This is a genomic window from Blautia sp. HCP3S3_D9 (assembly GCF_052063845.1).
Lineage (GTDB): Bacteria > Bacillota > Clostridia > Lachnospirales > Lachnospiraceae > Blautia_A.
In genome coordinates, this window is record NZ_JBQHWS010000233.1 from 1 (window position 1) to 2,611 (window position 2,611).

Consider the following 2,611-nt stretch of genomic DNA (forward strand, 5'->3'; position numbering starts at 1 on the left):
ATTCCTTACCTATAATATCACTTGTGGTTAACTTCTGGTCAGCCTGACCAGAAGTTACTTTCACTGATTTTCCTTCCAATTTGGAAATCTCGTTCAATATATCATTACGCTTTCCCTGGCAAGAGCCCTTCTCATATCTCGCCTTCAGAACTGCAGCCTTTTCCGATATTGCCAGATCCGAGAAGGATCTCTGCATTAGATTCGTTTCAATCACATACACGTATGCCTCTTCCTCGCTCAGATCCTTCTTCACGATTGCAGGAATCTGCTTCAGTCCATCCAACTGTGCAGCCTGCATCCGGTTATGTCCCGAGAGCATTTCATAGCCCTCAGTAATCTTCAATACAATTACGGGATTCAGAATCCCATGCGTTTTAACACTGGATACCATATCATCCAGGCGCTCACCCTCATACAGATGAAATGGATGATCATGAAATGGCTGAATCTCACTGATATTCAGCATCTCCACACCTCTTGGAACCTTAAGTTCTTCCATATCTCCCATCAGCAGATCCACTGCATCACCAAATATCTTTTTTCTATTATTTACCTTCATATCCGATAATCTCCTTTGCAAAATTTCTATATGCGACTGCTGCAGTTGCTCTTTTACTATACTGCTCAATCGGCATGTTGTAATAAATGCTCTCTCCGACTTTAACCGTAGCAGGAATCTTCGTATCAAACACATGAATCTGTCCCTGGAAGCACTCTGTTACCTCTTTCGTAAGGACAGAGCAAAGTGTGGTTCGCTTTTCACACATGGTGAGAAGAATGCCCGATACCTGCAGATTCGGGTTGATTCTCTTTCGAATCTTCCCTATTGTTCTCAGATAGTCCTGCAATCCCATCATCGATAAAAGCTGTGGGCTTACAGTGATCACCACTTCATCCGCGGCAGCCAATGCATTAATGGTGAGATTACCCAGCGACGGACAAGTATCGATCAGGACAAAATCATATTTGTTCTTCACTCTTTTCAGAATAGATGCCAGGATCTGCTCTACTCCCATCTCCGTCCTAAGCTTTGCATCCGCTACTGACAAATAGATTGATGCCGGAATGAAATCCACTCCATCTCTGCTCTTGATATAACTCTTAAGACTCTTTGGAACCTCATCTTCCAGCTGTGCCATCATCAGATGTCCAATCGTATAATCCAATTCCTGTGGTTTCTCTACTCCAAAACAGGTAGTCAGATTCGCCTGGCTATCAAAATCAATCGCCAGAACCGTCTTCCCCATCTTCGCTAAACAATATGCCAGATTGAATGTGGTCGTGGTTTTACCCACGCCACCTTTCTGTGATCCAATTACAATAACTCTACCCATTAGCAATAACCTCTCTTTCCTTCTGCTACCATCATTGCCTGCTGCTTTTCAAATGCATCCACATAGCTCATCTCGTCTCTAGGTGTGATGATCAACTTACCGTTCTCACACGTAACAGTAACTGCAGTTCCGATCTCAAATCCCATCTCCTTCAACCACTGACCTTTCAGCATGATCGCCGGTGTATCCTTGTAGTTATATCCGCTCTGAGCACAAACCTTTAAACTTCTTGTCTTCTTATTCTTCATATATCTTGTCTCCTTTTCTTTGATTGTCAAAATTGAAATTCCTACATGGTCTTATGTAACAAACTATGTTATACTCATTACAGGCAACTATGCCCAATACACATCTGGAGGATTGATTGCTATGAGCGAAACGAAACCCGGTGCCTACAAAGGACTGACAGAAGCTCGCCGTAGAGCAAACAAAAAATATAATGATCGTTTCTGTGAAATAAAGGTTCGTATGACCCCTGAGAAGCGTGCCATCATCAAAGATCACGCTGAAAGCATGGGTGAAAGTGCAACCGCCTTTATCAATCGTGCCATTGATGAAGCAATGGCCAGAGATCAGAAGAACAACCCTGAAACGTAAAAAAATCCGGTGACGCATGGATACATTCCACACATCACCGGATCATTTTTAATCGCATATCGCATTCACAAAACTCTCCAATTGTGTAATTTCTATCAAATAAACAGTCTATCTGGGCTCTCTTTTACTTCAAATTTTCGATATTTTTCAACCCATTTCAGTTGGCCTAAACTTGGCCTAAATCCAAGATAACAATCCGTTTTCCCCTTGAAAAATAAGGCTTTTTCGAGTTATGCCAGTATATTGCCGTGGCAGATGAAAAGCACTCGTATCATTGTTTTTTCTCCTCTCAAATTGCCTTGAAATGCCGTATTTTGCAAGGTTTTATCAGCATTTCAAGGTATCGTAGTTTTCTTCTCATTTACTACATTTTTTGCAAAAAAGTGCAAAATGAAGCAAATCACTTCCATCTGTAGTAGTCAAATCGTAGTCAGTTTAGGGGGTGCAGACTACTGCTCAAACAAATTTCCCAACTTAATTAATCTTCTAATATCTTTAAAATGCAGTGCTAAAATCTTTCTTCACTTTAATCATTTAACTGCATTACATGAACATCCATATCCAATATTATAGGAACATGCATAATAAAATACATTCAGTGATTTCTCCGTTATTTCGGATAAAAAATGCTGATACAGAAACCGGATGGAATGTGCAGATTCTAAGGTCAGTATGGATAA

At 40.8% G+C, this 2,611-nt stretch carries 4 protein-coding genes; 1 reads left to right on the forward strand and 3 read right to left on the reverse strand.

Translation table 11 applies throughout. The features are described from left to right. From ACTNES_RS20395 to ACTNES_RS20405, 3 genes are all read right to left on the reverse strand, one after another. Window positions 1-559 (reverse strand): ParB N-terminal domain-containing protein (locus tag ACTNES_RS20395; protein WP_441040524.1); only part of this gene is annotated, 559 nt, incomplete at its 3' end. Continuing rightward, the gene (locus tag ACTNES_RS20400) at window positions 546-1,334 is read right to left on the reverse strand and encodes a ParA family protein (RefSeq protein ID WP_441040525.1); all 789 of its coding nucleotides are present in this window, start codon (window positions 1,332-1,334) and stop codon (window positions 546-548) included. The genes ACTNES_RS20395 and ACTNES_RS20400, both read right to left, overlap by 14 nt. Beyond that, window positions 1,334-1,582, reverse strand: coding sequence for a SymE family type I addiction module toxin (locus ACTNES_RS20405; protein WP_320813432.1), 249 nt, complete (start codon window positions 1,580-1,582; stop codon window positions 1,334-1,336). Before ACTNES_RS20405 ends, ACTNES_RS20400 begins: the two co-directional genes overlap by 1 nt. Window positions 1,583-1,703: 121 nt before the next feature. Between ACTNES_RS20405 and ACTNES_RS20410 the strand changes: the two genes are divergently transcribed. Further along, window positions 1,704-1,931 carry a hypothetical protein gene (locus ACTNES_RS20410; protein WP_320813433.1) on the forward strand — a complete coding sequence of 76 codons (228 nt, stop codon included), beginning with the start codon at window positions 1,704-1,706 and terminating at the stop codon, window positions 1,929-1,931. The last annotated feature ends 680 nt before the right edge of the window (window positions 1,932-2,611 follow it).